Raw genomic sequence first — 16,397 nt, 5'->3', positions numbered from 1 at the left:
ATGTCAATGAGAGTCTTAATCGTCAGTGACAATCATGGAGAAGAAGGCATCGTTCAAAGTGCATTGGACCATAATGGCGGCGACTTGAACATCCATCTGGGTGACAGCGAGTTCACTTACGAAAATGAAGAATTGAAGGATTTCAACACAGTGCGCGGCAATGTGGACAACGACAGCAGATTCCCCGTTGAATCATATGATGAGGATACGAATCTTTTCCTGACCCACGGCCACCTCTACAACATCAAGCCGGACAGGGAAGTGCTGAGCGAGCGAGCGCTGGAATTCAAGGCGAAATATGCCCTTTACGGCCATTCGCATATCGCCCTCGCCGAAAACATCAACGGCGTCTACTGCATCAACCCCGGAAGCATATCAAAGCCAAAGGGCGAGTGGGAAGCGAGTTACTGCGTATTGGATACTGCTGATGACAGGGTTGAATTCTACAACAGGGAACACGAGAAGTTCGAAGAAGTCAATCTTCTGGAACTGTGAAACCGGGAGGGGAAATAACATCATGTTATTTTCCTTCTTTTATTATATGGCGAGACTGAGCATCATCAATACTGACAGGACGACGATGCTCACTGTGAAGATGTCAGGCTCGATTTGATCTTTCACATAAAGTATAATCACTATAATGATGAGCAGTGAGCCCATGAGTGTATAGAGTACCGGGTTCATGCTGAATGTGGTGTAGCGCATTGCGAGATAAAGCAGCGCAATGAAGATGAAATATGTCGACAGGAATATACGGATCGACTGGTTCATGAGATCACCTGCTAACTTTGAGATTGAGGGGTGTTATTATCAATATCTTATATTTTGATGACGACTGCATAATGTGCAACACGTTTGCGAAAACGATCGTCAGGCTTGATAGAAAAGAGCGGATTTATTTTGCGTCCATAAAAGAGCTTGATGATATTCTACCAGAAGAAATCGATTCTGTAGTGTATTATTCGGATGATTTATATATGAAGAGCGATGCGGTCATCGAAGTGATGAACGATGCGGTCGGTTTGGAAGCCTTCAGCATCTTCAAAGCTGTGCCGGTCTGCTTCAGAAACCGCCTGTATGATTTCATCGCACGGAACAGATACCGCGTGAACATGGGAGATTCCTGCGAAATCAATCCGACGGTGAGGAAAAGAATTATTTCATCATAAGAAAGTAAGTGAGGCTATGATAAGGATAAGAATAGATGACGATCTCGAACTGAGGGAAATCCATCAGAGGGACCGCAAGAAGATATACGACGTAGTGGATGAAAACAGAGTGTTCTTGAAGAGATGGCTGCCCTGGCTGGACTATACAAAATCACCGCACAGTTACCTGTCTGTGATCAAATCGTGGCAGCAGAACATTGAAATGGGGACGGGGATGGAACTCGGGCTGTTCTATCATGACGAGTTCATCGGCATGTGCGGCTTCACAACCATCGAACCAAACTCGAGGCGCGCACAGATCGGCTACTGGCTCACACAGGAATATGAAGGCAGGGGCCTGATGCTGAAGACGGTGAAAGGACTCACGGACTACGGTTTCAAGGAAATGGGGCTGAACCGGATTGAAATCGTCTGCGGCGAGAAGAACCTGAGGAGCCGGAAACTGCCCGAAGCCCTCGGCTTCACCCCGGAAGGCACCATGAAGGAATATGAATTCCTGTATGATCACTATCATGACTGCATCCTGTACCGCATGCTGAAGAGCGAATGGCCGTATTGAATGTTTCAACCCCTCTGATTGGTGGTATTGATACTTAACTTAAACAGAGGGGTGTATATTATGGCAGATGAAAGCAAATTTGATCAGCAAAAAGGCAACATAAAAGAGACGATCGGCAACGCGACAGGCGATAAGGATATGGAATCCGAAGGCAAGAAAGATAAAAACACCGGTAAAGCCAAAGAATTCGTGGAAAATGCCAAGAATAAGGCAAATGACACGATTGATAAATTCGGTAAAGGCGATAAAAAGCGATAGAGATGATTGAAGGCCGCTGGAATGCAAAATTTCGGCGGCTTTTTTCTGTGGATGCGGCCTTGCGGTGAGTCAGGGGACGAGTATATTCATGTTTTGAGGGGAGATGCTCGTTTTTCTTATTGTAAATCCGAGCATATCTCGATTTATTGCCGTTATACTCGTTTTTCATAGGATTAATCCGAGCATATACGAAGTTTCTATAGTTATGCTCGTCCGTCAATTAAATCACTATTAATTAAGGGGTGGCTATATGGATGAATTGGAAAAGAAAGCAGTCGAGGAACTGAAATCATTAATCGGGAGAATTGAAGCAGGGGAGTATAATATTTCTGAATGCGGCTACGATGTCCATGTGGAAGAGACGAATATCAGTACAGATGAAGGCGCAGTGACGTATGTGCTGCTGCAATACAACATTAAACACACCATCATAGAATAATAAAAAGCTTTATATCCTATAAAGAAAAACCCTGATGAGTAGATACCTATCAGGGTTTGAAAAATCAAATATAAATGAAGAAGTCACACATGTAACTTCTATTATTAATCATCCAACTATTCGGCCCCAAGGACCACAGGATCATACTGCTCAACCAGACCGCAGTGATTACATTTTATTGTCATCATATCCATACCGATGATCTGTGATTGGTCGGTTTTTGCGATCAGCTGCGTGATCTCCGGCATTATTTCTTTATCCGGAGTTTCACAGCATGGAGTTTTATTGACGCTTTCAAGTTTTTCTGAGGCCTTCGAAATTTGGGATTTGCTATATTGTTTCAAATGCATTGCTGACACCACCTTTCTATAAGAAGTATAACAGAGAAAGAGGATATGACATCAATCAGTAAGATTTTTTATTTGACGACAAAAATCCCCGCCAAACCAAAATTTGACGGGGATTAATCTCATTCAATATATTAGTAGCGTCCTGGGAGGGATTCGAACCCCCGACCGATGGCTTAGAAGGCCATTGCTCTATCCTGCTGAGCTACCAGGACTTAATTAAGACAAATTCTATTATAATCAAAGTGGGTTATATAAGTCAAATCAATTTTTAATTTTTAAGGTGTTTTATTACATCATCCCATTATACTTTACAAAACCTCGCCAGTCGATTATCCTCATTATTTGATTTACAAGTAATGGCGACTTTAATAGAATGATTGTGAGTGAAATATAAAATAGGAGAAAGTATATGAGTAAATTTGATGAACAGATTCTAGTGGTGCCGCGGGAGGAGTTGTTCGACTCCGAGGAGAATGCCTTCAATGGTTTCATCGGTAAGAATGACGGGCGTTATCAGCCGATCGTTGGCACTTTTAATAATTTCGAAGTGAAACGCCGCGGTGATATGGAAGAGGATCCTTCCTACAAGCAGCTGATCAGCTATGTGATCATATCTTCCGAAGGCGGTAAAGAGACGCTGGTCTATGAAAGGCTCGGCGGTGGTGGTGAAGAGCGGCTGCATGGTCTTCTGTCGATTGGTGTGGGCGGCCATATGAATGATATAGAGGATGCGGATGATATCGATGAGAAGTTATCCATCAATGCCCGGCGTGAGCTTGAAGAGGAAGTGGGCCTTGCCGGTGATGATATCAGGAACATTGAAATCATGGGTCTGATCAACGACGACGATAACGAGGTCGGCAGGGTGCACATCGGGCTGGTGCTGAAAGTCTCGGTGGATAAAGGGAGTGTTTCCAATATGGAGGCAGACACGTTATCCCTGAAGTGGATCAGCAATGATGATCTGCCGGAGCTGTCGCCTTATGAGTCGTGGAGCGAACTGATCATTCGTGATGCTTATGGCAGATAAGATAACGACCCACCATCGTTTTCTGAAGAAGGCTGAGAAGGATCTGGTCCGGATGTTCAAAGACGGCGATTTTGAGTCTTTCCGCGAGAACTACCACCATTTCATCAAAATGGCCTCGCCCGAAACCAGCCTGGAAGAGATGTTCTACGAAGCCATGGATGCGCTCGGCGAGCATGATGACGTCGTGGACTATTCCCTGATGCAGCTGAATAAAGGGTCGGGCGACTATGAAACTCATATGATCGAATTGCTGAAGGCGCTCAGCAGGCAGGAAAGGTACTATGAAGTCATCAACTTCTCAGACCATCTGATGGAGGAGAAGTTGCCCCAGGGTTTCCGGATTGAGATTGCTGCCATCAGGCATCAGGCGAAAAAAGCAATCGATGAACTCCAGTACAGGCGGAACGGGGATTCAGATGAGGAAGAGCGGTCCGGCGAGGAGGACATCGATCTCGATGAGATGTCGCACCAGGAGATACTCCGTATGTTCAGCACTTTTGCTGATGAAAAAGATATCAGGTATAAGGATTTCGTCCTGGAGCATCTGGAAAACATCAGTGATAAGGATATCGTCACTTTCATGCTGCTTTATCTGAAGGAAATCGGCTACAACCAAAAGGTGCGCCACCATAAATTCGATGAACCTGCGGAAGTCGTGCCTGCCGATCTGCCGTCGCTTGAGGAGATCACATTGATGAAGGATGTGGAACCGGAAGTGATTGATGAGCTTGAATCAAGGGCGCCGCAGATCGTCAGCGAGGCGGCGCTGCTGATGACGAGCCACGCAATATTCAGTTATCCGAAAGAGCCGGATTTCAAGGCGGAAGAGTTGGTTGAAGGCTATCTTCAGTATATACTGGATTTGCTGAATATGGACCACCCGTACACGGCAGGAAGTGACGTCTATCAATGGATAGATGAGATGGAACGTCTTGTCACGACAAGTGAAACATAAAAATAAGTCAATTGTTGGATAAGGAAAACTATTGTGTTATACTAAACTGGTTATGAAAAAAATGTATTAACGGAGGAATTACACTATGTCTCAAAAATGGGAAAAGCAAGAAGGTAATGAAGGAATTCTGACGGTCACAGTACCTGCAGAGGAATTCAATCAGGCATTGGATGAAGCATTTGCGAAAGTTTCCAAGGATGTTTCACTTCCAGGTTTCAGAAAAGGGAAAGTTCCGCGTCAAATGTTTGAAAGTCGTTTTGGTGTAGAATCCTTATACCAGGACGCACTGGATATCGTCCTTTCACCAAACTATGCTAAAGCTGTTGATGAAGAAGGTATTACTCCTGTTGATCAGCCTGAAGTGGATATCGTTGAAATGGAAAAAGGCAAAGATCTTGTATTCACGGCGAAAGTGACTGTCGAGCCTGAAGTCAAGCTCGGAGAGTACAAAGGTCTTGAGGCAACTAAACTGTCGACGGAAGTGACTGAGGCGGACATTGACCATGAAATCGGTCATATGCTCGAGCATCAGGCGGAAATGGTCATCAAAGATGATGGCGAAGTGGAAGACGGCGACACAGTGAACCTGGACTTCGACGGTTATATGGACGGCGAACAGTTCGACGGCGGAAAAGCTGAAGATTTCGACCTTGAAGTCGGTTCCGGCTCATTCATCGGCGGCTTTGAAGAACAGCTCGTCGGACTTAAAGTCGGAGATGAGAAAGACGTTGAAGTGACTTTCCCTGAAGATTACCAGGCGGAGGAACTTGCAGGGAAGCCTGCGACGTTCAAAGTCAAGATCAACTCCATCAAAGTGCAGGAAACGCCTGAACTTGACGATGATCTCGTAAAAGAGCTGGACCAGGGTGTTGAAACTGTGGATGAGCTTAAAGCCAAAGTTGAAAAAGACCTTAAAGAAGCTAAAGAAAACCAGGCAGATGTCGCCATGAAGGAAGAACTTCTCCTCAAAGCAAGTGACAATGCTGAAATTGACGTTCCGGAAGCAATGGTCAACACTGAGCTTGACAGAATGCTTCAGGAATTCGAACAGAACTTGTCGCAGCAAGGCATCAACCTTGAAATGTACCAGCAGCTGTCCGGCCAGGATGAAAATGCACTTCGTGAGACGATGAAAGAAGATGCGGAGAACCGCGTTAAAACGAACCTCACGTTGAAGCAGATTGCGGCTGATGAAAACATCGAAGTTGCGGAAACAGACCTTGATAAAGAACTTGAGAAAATGAGCGAACAGTTCGGCATCAAAGTTGAAGACATCAAATCAACTTTGGGTGACCTGTCAATGCTTGAGCAGGACATCAAAGTCCAGAAGGCACTCGATGTACTTGTGGATAATGCCAAATTTGTAGAACCATCAGAAGATGAGGCAAGTGAGTCAGAAGAGACTGAAGAATCAACTGAAGAAGAAAAGTAAAATCGCCTGAATGAGAATAGCTCTGCAACGCATAGTTGCAGAGCTATTGGCATCATTGCCTGCAAGTTCATTCATTTGATTTCAAACCTGAATTCTAGTATAGTTTACGACAATGATAAAAGAGGTGTTAAGATGATCAAATTTAATGAAGATGATACAAATTTAACATGTTCGTTCTGTGGTAAAGATCAGGAACAGGTAAAGAAACTGATCGCAGGCAGCGGCGTGTACATTTGTAATGAATGTATAGAATTATGTTACGAAATCATAGAAGAAGAGTTGAAGACCGAGCATAAGGCGATTTTCACGGAGCTGCCGAAACCTCAGCAGATCCTCGAAGCTCTGAATGACTATGTCATCGGACAAGATAAGGCGAAACGTGCTTTGAGTGTTGCAGTTTATAACCATTATAAACGTATCAACCAGGAGAGCAGTGACGATGATGTGGAAATCTCCAAGAGTAATATCGCGTTGATCGGCCCGACCGGCAGCGGTAAAACACTGCTCGCCCAGACACTCGCACGCACTTTGGATGTCCCATTTGCGATTGCGGATGCGACAAGCCTCACTGAAGCAGGTTATGTCGGTGACGACGTGGAAAATATACTGCTGCGTCTGATCCAGGCTGCAGACTTTGATGTGGAACGTGCTGAACAAGGCATCATCTATGTCGATGAAATTGATAAAATCGCACGCAAGAGTGAGAATACTTCGATTACACGTGACGTTTCCGGTGAAGGTGTACAGCAGGCGCTCCTTAAGATACTTGAAGGGACGACTGCAAGCGTGCCGCCTCAGGGAGGCAGGAAGCATCCGAACCAGGAATCGATCCAGATCGATACGAAAAACATCCTGTTCATATTGGGCGGTGCCTTCGACGGCATGGATGAAATCATCAAGCGCAGAGTCGGTGAGAAAGTGATCGGCTTCGGCGGACCATCAGCGACCCTCGATGATAAAGATGCGATACTATCCAATGTACGTCCGGAAGACCTTCAAAGCTACGGTCTCATACCGGAGTTCATCGGACGTGTGCCGATCATCAGCCACCTTGAAGAGCTTGATGTGGATGCACTCAAATCCATCCTTACAGAGCCGAAGAATGCACTCGTCAAGCAGTACAAGAAAATGCTGGCAATCGATGAAGTGGATCTGGAATTCGATGATGATGCACTCGATGCAATCAGCGAGCTTGCCATCGAACGTAAAACAGGTGCACGTGGCCTCCGTTCCATCATAGAGGAGCGCATGGTCGACATCATGTTCAGCGTACCTTCCAATGAAGAAATCAAAACGGTCAAAATCACGAGAGATACAATCATGGATGAAAGCGATCCGCTGCTTTACGATGCAGAAGGTAAAGAAGTTTACATCGATCGTAAAAGTGCATAATAGAAATAAAAAAGCTGTCTGAAGCCCAGACAGCTTTTTTCATGAGGAGTACAGATTATGAAAATAAACCCGAACAATATCGAATTCATGTATTCGGCGATGGACCCTTCCCAGTACCCGGACGGTAAGATGAAGGAAATCGCCCTGAGCGGCCGTTCGAATGTTGGTAAATCATCTTTCATCAATGCAGTCTGCGGACGTAAAAATATAGCGAGGACTTCTTCGAAGCCGGGGAAGACGGCGACGCTGAATTTCTATGATGTGGACTCACAGTTCATCTTCGTCGATGTCCCGGGCTACGGTTATGCAAGGCAGTCCAAGACGAGCCGCGAAAAATGGGGGCAGCTTATTGAATCCTACCTCGCTGAGAGGGAAGAACTCCAGGCGGTCGTCCAGCTGGTCGATCTGCGGCATAAACCGACGCAGGATGACATATTGATGTATGATTTCCTGAAACATCTGGAAATCCCGGTCATCCTCATCTGCACCAAATCCGATAAGATCGGGAAAAGCAAAGTGCAGAAGCATTTGAAGGTCGTCAGGGAAACGCTTGAAGTCGAGCCGGAAGATATCGTCATCGATTTCTCCGCCGTCGACAAAAAGAACCTGCCGAAAGTATATGAAGCATTGGGCAATTATGTCTAGATTAGAACAATTTTAAATAATGTAGGATTTCAGCCATGTTATATAGAAATGACATGGTTTTTTTGTTACAATTAGTATTATTATTGCTTACGTATAATGGTGGTAGGAGGAAATTTGATGCACGTAATATCGCTGAGTTTAAATTATAGAAAAGCGACAGTCGAAGAACGTGAAAAAGTCCAGTTCAATGAAGTGGAGCTGACAGACGCGCTGCACAAACTGCGGTCGGAAAAAAGTATTTTGGAAACGGTGCTGCTGTCCACATGCAACAGGACCGAAGTCTACATTGTGAGTGACCAGGTTCATACCGGTAAGTACTATGCCCAGAACTTCCTGGCTGAATGGTTCGAGGTGGATCTTGAGACGATCAAGAAGATCATCGATGTGAAAGTCGGGGAAGAGGCGGTCGAGCATCTGTTCTATGTGACGGCCGGGCTCGATTCGATGGTTCTCGGGGAGACCCAGATACTTGGTCAGATACGCGATGCATTCATCAAGGCGCAGGATGAAAAGACGACCGGGACGATATTCAACAAGTTATTCAAAGAGGCGATAACTGTGGCTAAAAAAGGGCATAATGATACGGATATATCGAAAAATGCAATTTCAACATCCTATGCTGCAGTACAGTTGATCAACAAGATCATCGATCAGAAAAGGGATACGAAATCCCTCGTCATCGGTGCAGGTGAAATGTCCGAACAGTCGATCATCAACCTGGCTTCGAACGGCATCAAAGACATCACGATCATTAACCGCTCGGCTGATAATGCGAGGAAACTTGCCGATAAATATGACTGTGCATACGATACGATCGAGCATCTTGAAGGTTATTTAATGGATACGGATATCGTTCTTTCAAGCACTTCCTCAAGAAATTACGTCATCACTGAAGACCTCATCCATAATATCCAGAAGAAAAGGGCGAACCGCCCTCTGATACTGATCGACATTGCGATGCCTAGGGACATCGAACCTGCGACCCATCAGTATGAAAATGTCTACATGTACAATGTGGACGATTTGCAGGGTCTGATCGATTCAAACCTGGAAACCCGTCAGCAGGAAGCGAAGAAAGTGGAAGCGATGATCAGAAAAGCACAGGATGACTTCGAAAGCTGGGTCAATATGCTCGGTGTGACACCGGTGATCCAGGCGCTCAGGACGAAGGCCCTCAACATACATGAAGAGACCTTCAAGAGCGTGGAGCGTAAAATGCCTGATATGACCGACCGTGAACGCACGGTCATCAGCAAGCATATGAAGAGCATCATCAATCAGATGCTGAAAGATCCGATCATCTACACGAAGGAAATCGCAAATGACAAGCAGGCAGTGAAGAAACTCCAGGAGATTGAAACACTGTTCGGCATCGAAGATGAAGTCAGCGAAGTGAAAGAAAGAGAAATGAAGAAATACCAACAGGAGACTCAAAAAAATAATACAGAACTCGCATTCGAATAGTATGGGTGGGGACCAATATGGATATTGTCTTCCGCATCAATGAATTTATAATGCTTTTATACTTTATGGGCCTTTCTGTGCTGGCGTACGATTTAGCTTTAAGAAATCGCCAAGCCAGAAAGGTTTCCTTTTATATAATCGCCGGAGCCACGGCACTGCATCTCTTGACCTACATCAACATCATCATAAGCCTTGGGAGGATACCGGTATTCACGACTTACGAGGGCATGTTCACTTTATCCCTTGTGTTATCGATCACCGGCATCACTTACTATTACAGGAATGAAAGCGAACAGGTGCTTTTTGGATTCATATTCTTCAGTTTCCTGTTCTTTTCGATATTCACATTCCAGCCTGAGCCGCTTTCAAGGGAAGTTGAAGTGTCGGTGCTGATGAACGAACTTCTGGTCATACATGTCGGGCTCGCACTGCTTGCCTATGTATTGTTCTTCATGTCGGCGCTGCATTCGCTGATCTACTTGATACAGTACGACAATTTGAAGAAAAAGCGCTTCAACCGCACATTCTTTTCACTGTTCAGTATAGAGACCGCAAAGAAGGTCATGATCAGGAGTCTTGTGATCGGGCTTTTGACGATGACGGTCAGCATCCTGCTCGGACTGCACTGGGGCATCCAGATCATCGGGGTGGACATCATATGGGATATCAAGGTGATGGGGACTTCATTTGTAGTGCTTTTATATGCCGCACTCTTCATTCATTTGAAAAAAGTGCGCAATACTTATATATTTGCTATGTTGAACATTGGATTGTTCATATTTTGCATGATCAATTATCTGTTTGTATCACAATTTTCCAATTTCCATATTTGGACTTAAAAAAGGAGCATTTTAATGAGAAAGTTTATCGTTGGATCCAGGCGCTCGGGACTTGCCATGACCCAGTCAAAACAGTTCATCGCAGCGCTTGAAGAGAAATTTCCGGAAGCAGAATTTGAAATCAAGGAAATCGTAACGAAAGGTGACCGCATTGTGGATGTACAGCTGTCAAAAGTTGGCGGCAAAGGCCTCTTCGTCAAGGAGATCGAGCTTGCGCTCGAGAATAAAGAGATCGATATGGCGATCCACAGCCTGAAGGATGTGCCGAGCCAGCTGCCCGAGCAGTTCAAAATCGGCTGCATCCCTGAAAGGGAAGATATGCGGGATGCTTTCCTCTCCAACAATAAGGTGCTGTTCAAAGACCTCCCTTCCGGAAGCATCGTCGGTACAAGCAGCCTGAGACGTGCCGCCCAACTGAAATCGATGCGTGATGACATCACCGTCAACTGGGTGAGGGGCAATATCGACACCCGCATCAAGAAGATGGAATCCGGTGAATATGATGCGATCATCCTTGCAGCAGCAGGCCTTAAACGGATGGGCTGGGGCGACAGCCGTGTGACCGAGTACTTTGATGCTGAAGAATTCATACCGGCAATCGCACAGGGTGCACTCGGCATTGAAATCAGGAAAGACGACCATGAGCTCGCCGAAATGCTTGAGGCGGTCCACTCGAAGGAGGATGCCATCTGCACGTCGGCGGAAAGGACGTTCCTGCGCCGCATGGACGGCAGCTGTCAGGTGCCGATCGGCGGTTATGCGACACTTGAAGACGGCGAACTTTATTTGACAGGGCTGATCATGTCGGAGGATGGCAATGAGAAATATCTCGTCAAAAAGTCCGGTACGGACCCGGAAGCGCTCGGCAACCTTGTGGCTGATGAAATGGAAAAAATCGGTGCCAAGGAAATCATTGATAAAATCAATGAAGAAAAATAAGGCAATGAAGAAGACGGTGCTGGTCACACAGACTAAACTGAATGTGGCCAGTGACCGTTTCAATGTCATGCATGCCCCTTTGATTTCAATCCAGCCGCTTGATGTTGAAGAATCATTTTTAAGGCATGAATATGACTGGCTGATATTGACGAGCAAAAATGCAGTCAAGCTCTTTTTGCCGTATATGAAAGACCTTAAATTCTCCAAAATAGGGAGCATCGGCGAGAAGACGACGGAAGTCCTCATCAATAACGGCTATACCGTGGACTTTGAACCTTCGGTCTACACACAGGAAGGCTTCATAGAAGACTTCCCGCTGCATGATGAAAGGATCGAACGGGTACTGTACCCTACAAGCAGGGCCGCGCGGCCCCATCTGAAAGACTACTTGGAATCCCACGGCGTGACTGTGGATAAGCTTTCCATATATGAACCCGTCGATAATGTCGGATCCATGGAAAAAATCCGTGAAGAGATGGATGACATCGATATCCTGACTTTTTCAAGCCCATCGGGTGTGAAAGTGTTCATGAAGTACATTGAACCGGAATTGCTGAAGGACAAGACCGTCATCTCAATCGGGGCGGTCACGAAGGAAAAGCTGGATCAGTACGGTGTACCGTCCGTCTCCCCGGAAAAGGCGACGCTTGAGAGCATGTATGAATTAATCAATGAAAAATTTGAGGTGTAAAAATGAATTTTGACCGTCACAGAAGACTGAGGCGAACAGCGAATATGAGGGATATCGTGAGGGAGACCCATCTCCATAAGGAGGACCTCATCTATCCGATATTCGTAGTGGAGAAAGATGATGTTAAGAAAGAAGTCCCTTCGATGAAGGGGGTTTATCAGATTTCATTGAATTTATTGAAAGAAGAGCTGGATGAAGTCGTGGATCTTGGCATCAAATCCGTCATCTTCTTCGGCATACCGAATGAAAAAGATGAAGTCGGCAGCGGTGCTTATCACGATCACGGCATTGTGCAGGAAGCGTGCCGTCTGTCCAAAAAGCATCATCCGGAGCTGCTCGTCATCCTGGATACTTGTCTGTGTGAATACACGGATCATGGCCACTGCGGCCTGATCGATCCGGAAACGGAGGATGTGGACAATGATTCAACCCTACCTCTGCTTGTCAGGACCGCCGTGTCACAGGCACGTGCCGGCGCTGACATCATCGCTCCGAGCAATATGATGGACGGCTTCGTCACTGAGATCAGGAAAGGCCTTGACGAGAACGGCTTCAGCCATATACCGATCATGAGCTACGGCATCAAGTATGCCTCCAAATTTTACGGCCCGTTCCGTGATGCGGCCGAATCGACGCCGTCATTCGGCGACCGCAGGACATATCAGATGGACCCTGCAAACAGGCTGGAGGCACTGCGTGAACTCGAAAGTGATGAAATCGAGGGTGCGGATATGATGATTGTGAAACCTGCGCTGTCCTACCTGGACATCATCCGCGATGTGAGGAACAGCTCGGACCTTCCGGTCGTTGCATATAATGTCAGCGGGGAGTACGCGATGACGAAGACCGCCATCGATATGGGGCTCGTCGATGAAGAGGTCATCATTGAACAGATGATCTCCATGAAACGTGCCGGTGCGGATCTGATCATCACTTATTTTGCAAAAGATATTTGTAAGAAAATTGATCGAGGAGAGGTATAATCATGTTTGAAAAATCCAAAGCACTATATGAAGAAGCAGTCGAACTGATGCCGGGCGGCGTGAACTCGCCTGCACGGGCGTTCAAGTCCGTGGGGGATCATCCATTGTTCATCGAACGTGCAAAAGATGCACGCCTCTATGATGTGGACGGCAATGAATTCATCGATTACTGTCTGAGCTTCGGCCCGCTGATACTCGGCCACAGCGATGACAAAGTCGTCTCCGAAGTCGCGGAAACCGCCAAAAAAGGTACGAGTTTCGGTGCACCGACGGAGCTTGAAAACAAGATGGCCGAACTTGTCATAGAAAGGGTGCCTTCCATCGAGATGGTCCGGATGGTTTCTTCCGGTACGGAAGCGACACTTTCCGCACTCAGGCTGGCAAGGGGTTATACAGGCCGCAATAAAATACTTAAATTCGAAGGCTGCTACCACGGCCACAGCGATTCACTGCTCATCAAAGCAGGATCGGGTGTCGCGACACTCGGACTTCCGGACTCCCCGGGCGTCCCTGAAGGGACGGCCCTCAATACGATCACTGTGCCGTATAATGATCCGGAGAGCCTTAAACAAGCTTTCGACAAGTACGGGGAAGATATCGCAGGCGTCATCATCGAGCCCGTTGCCGGCAACATGGGTGTTGTGCCTCCGGTTGAAGGCTTCCTTAAGTATGTCCGTGAAATCACTGAAAAGAATGGCACCGTGCTGATATTCGATGAGGTCATGACCGGTTTCAGGGTCGGCTTCAACTGTGCCCAGGGCCATTATGATGTCATGCCGGACATTACATGCCTCGGCAAAGTGATCGGCGGCGGCATGCCGGTCGGCGCATACGGCGGCAAGAGGGAAATCATGGAACATGTGGCACCTGTCGGTGATATCTACCAGGCGGGGACGCTTTCAGGGAACCCGCTGGCCATGGCAGGCGGTTACCACACTTTGAGCCAGCTGTCGGAGGAGAGTTATGAATACTTCAATGACCTTGCGGACCTGCTTGAAAACGGCTTGAAGGAAGTGTTCGGGAGACATGAGAAACCGATCACGGTCAACCGTGCAGGTTCAATGATCGGCTTCTTCCTCACTGAAGGACCGGTGACGGACTTCAACAGCGCAAATGAGAGTGATCTGGACCTGTTCAAGGCGCTCTTCCAGGAACTTCTGAAAGAAGGCATTTACCTCCCGCCGTCTCAATTCGAAGGAATGTTCCTGTCGACGAAACATACCAAAGATGATATCAACGCGACAATCACAGCATTCGACAATGCTCTGGACCGCTTAAGTAAAAAGTAACCAAAAATTATGCTTCATAGTTAAGCAATTAAGTGTATAATAGGTATGAATAATATTTGGGGGGTCACAGTGAATGAGTGATAAAAAAGATCAAAACCTTACAGATAAGGAAGTCAACATGGAGGGTGTCAGAGATGAAGGTAAGACCTACATCGATGGCCAGGGCCGTGAAATGATTATTCATTCTAAGGAAAATAAGAAAGAAGATATCCGCAACCCATTGGTATGGGTGATTCCAATCATGGTGATCGTTTTAATTATTCCATTAATGATTTTCCATATTGGCGGTGACGGTGAAGGCAGTGAAGAAACTGCCGACACAGGTGCCGGCACTGAGGAATCAAGCGATGATTCAGCTGAAACGGAAGAACCTGTCGAAGGTGAAGAAGGTGCCGAAGAACAGGCTGCCGAAGAGGATGGCGCTGCAGAAGGAAATGGTGCTTCCTCAGGTGACGTGGATGCTGAAGGCGTTGCCCAGAATTCATGTGCTTCATGTCATGGCGAGGACTTTTCAGGAGGAATGGGGCCGGCACTTGCGGGCACAGATCTGAGTGAAGAGGAATTCACCGATATCGTAAGGAATGGCCAGGGGTCAATGCCTGCGTTTGATGAAGATCAGGTCAGTGATGAAGAACTGACTGCAATGTATGACATGTGGTCTGAATAATTTATGACTAAAGACTCCCTGATCCAGGGAGTCTTTATGTTTTTCAATGCTCCCCCAACTCAAGGAAAGGTTTTTCATTATGAAAATAATCCGGTTAATCATTCTTCTGCTGTCAGCACTTGGCATCTCTTCGATTTTGAACGCTGCAGGCATGGTGCTCCCGTGGCTTTTCGGATCCATGGCCGCGACATTCCTGTTCATCCGCTTTGTGACGGATGATTTTTATTTTCCGAAATGGATGGGCAACCTGGGCGTCTTTGTCATCGGTTTCGAAATCGGCTCGACATTCACGATGGATGCAATGCAGGAAATGATCGGGGATATATGGAACATCTTCTTCATCAGCCTGCTGATCATTTCCTTGAGCCTCGGCCTGTCAAGAATATTCATGAAGCTGACGGGCTGCACGCCCGAGACCGCATTACTTTCATCGGTCCCGGGAGCCTTGAGCCAGATGCTGATCCTTGCTGAAGAGGATAAAAAGGCGGATCTGATGCTTGTGACGATTACACAGATGTCGAGGATCATCCTTGTCGTCATACTGGTCCCTTTCATAGCGAGCTTATTCGCATCGGATCAGGCTGTGTCATCGGAAGCAGATGAACCAGCACCGCTTCTGTCCGAGGTTTTGGAACCTTCGATGCTCCTGATTGTGGCAGGAGCCTTCATACTGATGTACATATTCAAACTGGTCAGGTTTCCGGTCCCGTTTCTGCTCGGTCCGATCATCTCCGTATTGATTTGGAATATCATGACGGGCCACCATTTTTCATTGAACATTGAATTCATGAACGTGGCTCAGATATTGTTCGGCATCCGGATCGGCAGGCAGATCACGTCGCTTTTGTATCAGCTGAACAGCCGGATGATCGTCTCCATGCTGATTCAAAATATATTGCTGATCGGCGGCACACTGGTGATCACGGGCATTTATCAAATGTTCACCGTGCATTCCTTCAATAATCTGTTCCTGAGCGCAGCGCCCGGGGGCATCGGCCAGCTGATCATCGTGGCTGTGGAGATGGGTGCGGATATCGCAATGATTTCGAGCTATCATATTTTCCGCATATTCTTCATCATCCTGATCGTGACCCCGCTCGTCAGCTGGTACTTGAGGTACAGAAGACGCAGGCAGGACCGGACTTGACAGCATATGCAGATTTGTATAAGATATATTTAATCAAATAACGAGGTCAGAAGAGTAGGCCTGGACGGGTTTTTAGAGAATGTGTGGCTGGTGGGAACACATCGATGTTCAGGGTGAAAGTAGTCTGAAATCAATCTAATCTGAAATTG

Annotated in this window: 20 protein-coding genes, 1 tRNA gene and 1 other annotated feature (1 of these 22 only partly in view); of the genes, 18 read left to right on the top strand and 3 right to left on the bottom strand. The window is 46.6% G+C overall.

The genetic code is table 11. The annotated features are described in order from the left end of the window. Positions 1–6: 6 nt before the first annotated feature. Entirely contained in the window at positions 7–495 is a 489-nt protein-coding gene (locus tag CRN96_RS03405) for a YfcE family phosphodiesterase (RefSeq protein ID WP_097039151.1), read from the top strand. 42 nt (positions 496–537) lie between these two features. Here the strand turns inward: CRN96_RS03405 and CRN96_RS03400 are convergent, their stop codons facing one another. Further along, a complete protein-coding gene (locus tag CRN96_RS03400; protein WP_097039149.1) occupies positions 538–771 on the bottom strand; it encodes a hypothetical protein in 234 nt (77 codons plus the stop codon). A 23-nt stretch (positions 772–794) separates the two neighbouring features. Between CRN96_RS03400 and CRN96_RS03395 the strand changes: the two genes are divergently transcribed. From CRN96_RS03395 to CRN96_RS03380, 4 genes are all read left to right on the top strand, one after another. Further along, the gene (locus CRN96_RS03395) at positions 795–1,169 is read left to right on the top strand and encodes a thiol-disulfide oxidoreductase DCC family protein (protein WP_245844528.1); all 375 of its coding nucleotides are present in this window, start codon (positions 795–797) and stop codon (positions 1,167–1,169) included. A gap of 16 nt (positions 1,170–1,185) precedes the next feature. Beyond that, positions 1,186–1,728, top strand: coding sequence for a GNAT family N-acetyltransferase (locus CRN96_RS03390; protein ID WP_097039147.1), 543 nt, complete (start codon positions 1,186–1,188; stop codon positions 1,726–1,728). A gap of 60 nt (positions 1,729–1,788) precedes the next feature. Beyond that, the gene (locus CRN96_RS03385) at positions 1,789–1,986 is read left to right on the top strand and encodes a CsbD family protein (RefSeq protein WP_097039145.1); all 198 of its coding nucleotides are present in this window, start codon (positions 1,789–1,791) and stop codon (positions 1,984–1,986) included. 250 nt (positions 1,987–2,236) lie between these two features. Then, positions 2,237–2,425, top strand: coding sequence for a hypothetical protein (locus CRN96_RS03380; protein ID WP_097039143.1), 189 nt, complete (start codon positions 2,237–2,239; stop codon positions 2,423–2,425). A gap of 116 nt (positions 2,426–2,541) precedes the next feature. Here CRN96_RS03380 and CRN96_RS03375 read toward each other — a convergent pair whose 3' ends face one another. Beyond that, positions 2,542–2,775: a hypothetical protein gene (locus CRN96_RS03375; protein ID WP_097039141.1), complete on the bottom strand. Its 234-nt coding sequence runs from the start codon at positions 2,773–2,775 to the stop codon at positions 2,542–2,544. Positions 2,776–2,913: 138 nt separating this feature from the next. Further along, a tRNA-Arg gene (locus CRN96_RS03370) sits at positions 2,914–2,987 on the bottom strand. Between the two features lie 197 nt (positions 2,988–3,184). On the opposite strand from CRN96_RS03370, the gene CRN96_RS03365 reads away from it, so the two are divergent. From CRN96_RS03365 to CRN96_RS03305, 13 genes are all read left to right on the top strand, one after another. Then, positions 3,185–3,805: an NUDIX domain-containing protein gene (locus tag CRN96_RS03365; protein ID WP_097039140.1), complete on the top strand. Its 621-nt coding sequence runs from the start codon at positions 3,185–3,187 to the stop codon at positions 3,803–3,805. Continuing rightward, entirely contained in the window at positions 3,795–4,760 is a 966-nt protein-coding gene (locus CRN96_RS03360; RefSeq protein WP_097039138.1) for a hypothetical protein, read from the top strand. The genes CRN96_RS03365 and CRN96_RS03360 overlap by 11 nt, the downstream gene beginning before the upstream one ends. An 85-nt stretch (positions 4,761–4,845) precedes the next feature. Continuing rightward, positions 4,846–6,192, top strand: a complete 1,347-nt coding sequence (tig, locus tag CRN96_RS03355) for a trigger factor (RefSeq protein ID WP_097039136.1) — start codon at positions 4,846–4,848, stop codon at positions 6,190–6,192. A 132-nt stretch (positions 6,193–6,324) separates the two neighbouring features. Beyond that, complete coding sequence (clpX, locus tag CRN96_RS03350) at positions 6,325–7,584, top strand: ATP-dependent Clp protease ATP-binding subunit ClpX (protein WP_097039134.1); 1,260 nt, start codon at positions 6,325–6,327, stop codon at positions 7,582–7,584. 57 nt (positions 7,585–7,641) lie between these two features. Then, positions 7,642–8,229, top strand: a complete 588-nt coding sequence (yihA, locus tag CRN96_RS03345) for a ribosome biogenesis GTP-binding protein YihA/YsxC (protein WP_097039132.1) — start codon at positions 7,642–7,644, stop codon at positions 8,227–8,229. A gap of 117 nt (positions 8,230–8,346) precedes the next feature. Next, the gene (gene hemA, locus CRN96_RS03340; RefSeq protein WP_097039130.1) at positions 8,347–9,693 is read left to right on the top strand and encodes a glutamyl-tRNA reductase; all 1,347 of its coding nucleotides are present in this window, start codon (positions 8,347–8,349) and stop codon (positions 9,691–9,693) included. 164 nt (positions 9,694–9,857) lie between these two features. Next, positions 9,858–10,532: a cytochrome c biogenesis protein CcsA gene (gene ccsA / locus CRN96_RS03335; RefSeq protein WP_245844527.1), complete on the top strand. Its 675-nt coding sequence runs from the start codon at positions 9,858–9,860 to the stop codon at positions 10,530–10,532. Positions 10,533–10,547: 15 nt separating this feature from the next. Further along, the gene (gene hemC / locus CRN96_RS03330; protein WP_097039126.1) at positions 10,548–11,471 is read left to right on the top strand and encodes a hydroxymethylbilane synthase; all 924 of its coding nucleotides are present in this window, start codon (positions 10,548–10,550) and stop codon (positions 11,469–11,471) included. After that, positions 11,458–12,162 (top strand): uroporphyrinogen-III synthase, encoded by a 705-nt coding sequence (locus tag CRN96_RS03325; protein WP_179647083.1) that lies wholly within the window; start codon positions 11,458–11,460, stop codon positions 12,160–12,162. Before hemC ends, CRN96_RS03325 begins: the two co-directional genes overlap by 14 nt. Positions 12,163–12,164: 2 nt before the next feature. Further along, positions 12,165–13,145, top strand: coding sequence for a porphobilinogen synthase (gene hemB, locus CRN96_RS03320; protein WP_097039123.1), 981 nt, complete (start codon positions 12,165–12,167; stop codon positions 13,143–13,145). Further along, the gene (gene hemL / locus CRN96_RS03315; protein ID WP_179647104.1) at positions 13,145–14,434 is read left to right on the top strand and encodes a glutamate-1-semialdehyde 2,1-aminomutase; all 1,290 of its coding nucleotides are present in this window, start codon (positions 13,145–13,147) and stop codon (positions 14,432–14,434) included. Before hemB ends, hemL begins: the two co-directional genes overlap by 1 nt. A 73-nt stretch (positions 14,435–14,507) precedes the next feature. Next, the gene (locus CRN96_RS03310) at positions 14,508–15,101 is read left to right on the top strand and encodes a c-type cytochrome (RefSeq protein ID WP_097039119.1); all 594 of its coding nucleotides are present in this window, start codon (positions 14,508–14,510) and stop codon (positions 15,099–15,101) included. A gap of 79 nt (positions 15,102–15,180) precedes the next feature. Beyond that, positions 15,181–16,248: an AbrB family transcriptional regulator gene (locus tag CRN96_RS03305; protein WP_097039118.1), complete on the top strand. Its 1,068-nt coding sequence runs from the start codon at positions 15,181–15,183 to the stop codon at positions 16,246–16,248. 36 nt (positions 16,249–16,284) lie between these two features. Beyond that, positions 16,285–16,397 (top strand) — a binding site (T-box leader) (it continues 94 nt past the right edge of the window).

Origin of the sequence: Salinicoccus kekensis, from assembly GCF_900220995.1 — a bacterium.
In the GTDB taxonomy this organism is placed as follows: Bacteria; Bacillota; Bacilli; order Staphylococcales; family Salinicoccaceae; genus Lacicoccus; species Lacicoccus kekensis.
Note: the sequence above shows the minus strand (reverse complement) of the source record. Positions and strands in the feature narration are given on the sequence as shown.